The 4562-nt window shown below is 68.0% G+C and carries 2 protein-coding genes; one reads left to right on the top strand and one right to left on the bottom strand.

All coding sequences use genetic code 11. The features are described 5' to 3' along the window. On the bottom strand, nt 1-804 hold an 804-nt coding region (locus ACZ4YY_RS37405; RefSeq protein WP_468299856.1), incomplete at its 3' end, for a glycoside hydrolase family 43 protein. Between the two features lie 1617 nt (nt 805-2421). Between ACZ4YY_RS37405 and ACZ4YY_RS37400 the strand changes: the two genes are divergently transcribed. Then, nucleotides 2422-4473 carry a family 43 glycosylhydrolase gene (locus tag ACZ4YY_RS37400; RefSeq protein ID WP_468299854.1) on the top strand — a complete coding sequence of 684 codons (2052 nt, stop codon included), beginning with the start codon at nt 2422-2424 and terminating at the stop codon, nt 4471-4473. Nucleotides 4474-4562: the final 89 nt, after the last annotated feature.

Below are 4562 nucleotides of genomic sequence, written 5' to 3'. Positions count from 1 at the left end.
CAGTGACCAGGTGGACGAGGTGAGCGACTTCACCAGCGTGGGGGCCTCGGTGCACCGGTTCTCGGCGACGCCGTCGGTGTACTTGGTGAAGCTGCGCGGTTCCACCGACGTCGAGCGCGCACCGACCAGCCGGCCCGTCGCGTTGCTCTTGTAGTAGAGGTAGTTGGATCCGTTGACGCCGGTGACGACGTGGGAGTCGATGATGCCGGTGCCCGCGTCGTGGAACACCACGGGGTCGGTGGCGGTGACGAAGTCGGTCGTGTAGGAGACGGCGATCACCGAGTACGACTTGCCCTGCGGGACGGTGGAGAACGTGATGCCGTAGGCGCCCCGGACCGGGTCCCAGTGGATGGCCGGGGCCCAGCTGTAGGAGTTCGGGTTGGTGGCGTTGACCTTCAGCAGCCGGTCCGCCGACCAGTTCACCAGGTCCGGCGAGGTCCAGACGTGGATGTTCGGGTTGGCCTTGGTGAAGCTGCCGCCCACGGGGATGTCGGTCGCGAGCACGACCCAGCTGCCGTCGCGCAGCCGGTACACGAACGGGTCGCGGATGCCCTTGGTGCCCGCGGTGGGAGTGAGTACCGGGTTGTTGTCGTTGAGCGGCGTCCACTCCCGGCCGTCGTCACTGACCGCCAGGTGCACGGCGTTGACGTTGCCCGCGCCGCTGAGCGACTCCTTGAAATAGCCCATCACATAGGCGGAGTCGGCGTCCGCCGCCGCGGCCGTCTGCGCGGGCACGGCCACTCCCGTGGCCAGCGCCACCAGAGCGACGAGGAACGCCGCTCTCCTGATCAGTCCTGCCAGCAAGGTCTTTCCTCTCGATGCGTGGTTCTCACAGGCGGCGACACCGACGCCCTCCCTTCGAACGCGAAGGAGCGTGAGGGGTGCCGCAGGTCCGTCGGGTCGTTCGTCAGGCGGAAGATGGCGTCGCTGCGCCCTGTGACGTCGGTGATCGTTTCGAACTGCAGATGGAAGGCGTGGTGCTTGCTGCCGTCGGGTGAGCGCACGAGTGTGGGGAGCGCGCACCTCGCGCGTACCTAATCGGGGAGCGCGGGGTCATTCCGCCGCCGTTGAGTTCGGTCCGTTCAGACCGGCCGCGCTGTGCGGGAGGTATCTGCTGGCCGGTCGAGCCCTTCCCGGTGACGTGCGTCATCAGACAGCCCGGGTCGGCGGCGGCAGCCCACTGGGGTGTGCTCACGACGTGAGCCGTGAGAGCAGGCAGGCCGCGACCGATATCGCCGCCGGCCGGAAGGGAACCGCAGCCCTGTGCGTCTCTTGTCTTCGTGCGGGTGCGACGGTCAAGTGACGGGTGGAGTCGACGCACTCGCGGTCCGTCGTGCCGGTGGAACGGGCCTAAGCCGGGTGAGGAGCGAAAGGGCAACCTCGGCGGAGCTGCCATGGCGGGAACCGATGACGGGTGCACAACACGGGCAACCCTCCCGTTCGTTCGAAAACTCGAACATCGTACGTAGCTTCGGCCAGAAGGTAGACTCACCGCCAAGAACACGTCAAGAGAACCGGCCAGTTCGGTCAGATCGTTTTCCGGCACACAGGGCATCCCACTCCGGCACGGGACGGAGCCGACCCTGTCGCCGAGAGGCAGCAACCGAATCGCCGTACTCGGGAGGCTGTTGCTTGGGCAGGGTGCTCAGGGGCAGTCCGTTCTACGCACCTCCACGCTTGTGGGACTACCCGGTTCTGCATCTGAACGGTGTCGCCGATGCCCGTGCACAGCTGAACCGGCCGGCGAGCCGTCGGCCGCCTTCCAGTCGTTGGCGTCGATGGCCCGACAGGGCAAGCCGAAGGATCGCCAGGTCGGCGAAGTCGGCCTGCGGGTCCACGCCTTGGGCATCCCGCCCCAGGGGTTTCACGGCGAGCCGGGCCCCTGCGTCATCGGTCACAGGCCATGTCGCACGGTGACGGCGAACGCGCCGGGACCGGAACCGACCACGCCGCCGCAGTCCGGCCACCCCTCAAGGTTCCGCGCCACGCCTGCGGGCAGTCCGACGCACCCGCGGGGCAAGGCAGGCGATTTCCGTTGTGTGCTTCCTGTTATGAGCGACGCGCCCGCGCGTCTCCCGTCCGCCGGCAACCCAGTGGGCCGAACCCCTTCAACCGCCTCGGCAGAGACAGTCACGTCGCTCATCCGTGCTACTTCCGTGATCGGGACTTACACCGAAGACCGTACAGATCCGCCCCTCGCCGGCAGGCGCCAACAGACAGGACCGGAACCGAGCACCTGATCCTGCGGGCCGGCACTCCTCTGATGGCGGTGTACACGAACACCGCACCCTGAGGCACTGACTTCCATCCGATGTTTCTGATCGACATCTATCCGCAACCCGCAAACCGCGCTAGGGTTCGCGGCGAAAAGCGCCAATACATCGGATGGCTGGCAGAGTTTTCTTATGTGAGGACGGGTTCGTGGACATCACCAGACGACAACTCGGCCGGCTCGCCGCGGTCGGCACCGGGGCGTTCCTGCTCCAGGGCCTGCTGCCACCGGGCACGGCGGCGGCAGCCGCACTCTCGGCCGGGAAGTGGGGGGACCAGGGGGACGGCACGTACGTCAACCCCGTCCTTCCGGGTGACTTCAGTGACTGGGACTGCATACGGGTCGGCTCCGACTACTACGGCATCACCAGCACGATGCAGTTCTCCCCCGGCATGGCCGTCCTGCACTCGAAGGACCTGGTCAACTGGCGGACCATCAGCGGCGCGGTCGACGATCTCACCCGCATCGGGCCGACACTGAACTGGGACCGGATGAACCGCTACGGCCGTGGCGTGTGGGCCGGGGCCATCCGCTACCACGCGGGCCGCTACTGGGTGTACTTCAATACGCCCGACGAAGGCTTCTTCATGACGTCCGCCGCGTCGCCGGCCGGCCCCTGGGAGCCGTTGACGGCGCTGTGGCGGACCTCCGGCTGGAACGACGTGTGCCCGTTCTGGGACGACGACGGCCAGGGCTACCTCGTCACCACGCACTTCTCGGACTCCTACAAGATCCACTTGTTCAAGCTGTCCGCGGACGGCAAGTCGCTGGTCGGCCCGTCCACCGTCATCCACCAGTCGCCGCGCAGCGAGGCCAGCAAGCTGTACAAGATCGACGGCATCTACTACCACCTGTTCAGCGAGGTGAAGACCGAGGGCCGGGTGCTCATGATGAACCGCGGCTCCAGCCCCTTCGGCCCCTTCGAGACCCGACAGCTGATGCACGTCAACACCCCGGTCGACCGTGATCCCAACCAGGGCGGACTGCTGCAGACTCCGGACGGCACGTGGTACTTCGTGACCCATCACGGCCACGGCGACTGGGAGGGGCGTCCGCTGTCCCTGCTGCCGGTGACCTGGGTGGACGGCTGGCCGATCATCGGTGAGGTGGGCTCGGACGGCATCGGCACCATGGTGTGGACCGGCCGGGTGCCCGCCGGCGGCACGCCCGGTCTGCCGCTCGACGCGCTGCCGCCCGTGGTGACCAGCGACCGGTTCACCGACACCCGCCTCAAGCCGCAGTGGGAGTGGCACTACCAGCCGCGCGCGGGCTACTGGTCGCTGACCGAACGCCCCGGCCACCTGCGGTTGAAGGCCTTCGCACCCCTGGTCGCCGACAACCTGACCAAGGCGGGCAACACCCTCACCCAGCGGGTGCTGCGCACGGCGGGCGGCGGGACGATGACCGTCCGCCTCGAACTCGCCGGCCTCGCCGACGGCCAGCACGCCGGGCTGTGCCACTTCGCGGCCACCTACGCGGGGCTGGGCGTCCGGCGCTCCGGGACCACCACCACGATCGCGCACAACGCCGGCGGCACCCTGACCGACGGTCCGGCGGTCACGCAGAACGCGGTGTGGCTGCGCACCACCTGGGACGTCAACGGGGTCAGCCGGTTCTCCTACAGCCTCGACGGGAACGCCTTCACCGCGTTCGGCGGCACCTACCAGCTCACCTGGGGCGGTTACCGCGGTGACCGGGTCGGCATCTACACCTACAACCCCAACGGCACCGGCCACGTCGACGTCGACTCGGTGCAGTACACCATCGCGCCCACCCGGGCCTACAGGTGCGTCAGCGTGCGCAGCGGCAAGGTCACCAACGTCTCCGCTGCCTCGACCGCGGACGGCGCCGCCGTGATCCAGTGGCCCGACAACGGTGAGTCGAACCAGCACTGGGCCTTCCAGTCCACCGGCGACGGCTATCACACCATCACCTGCGTCCGCAGCGGCAAGGTGCTCGACGTGGCGGGGTCCTCGACGGCGGACGGCGCACGGGTCGTACAGGCGACCGCCGACGGCCGGACAAGCCAGCAGTGGCAGCTGCGCCCGCTGACCGGTGGTGCGTTCACCGTGGTCAACCGCAACAGCGGCAAGGTCCTCGACGTCAACTCGGGCAGTACGGCCGATGGTGCCCCGCTGATCCAGTACACCGACAGGGGAAGCACCAACCAGCAGTGGACCTTCCGCCGCGTCACCCCCTAGGGGGTGTCGTCAAATGATCTTCGGTCGGGGATCATGGTCGGGTGATACGTCGCCATGAACTGTCCGATGCCGAGTGGGCCTTCGTGCAG

This window comes from Streptomyces sp. NPDC030143, from assembly GCF_055573695.1.
The sequence above is the reverse complement of the archived record's forward strand: the minus strand, read 5'-3'. Positions and strand labels throughout refer to the sequence as shown.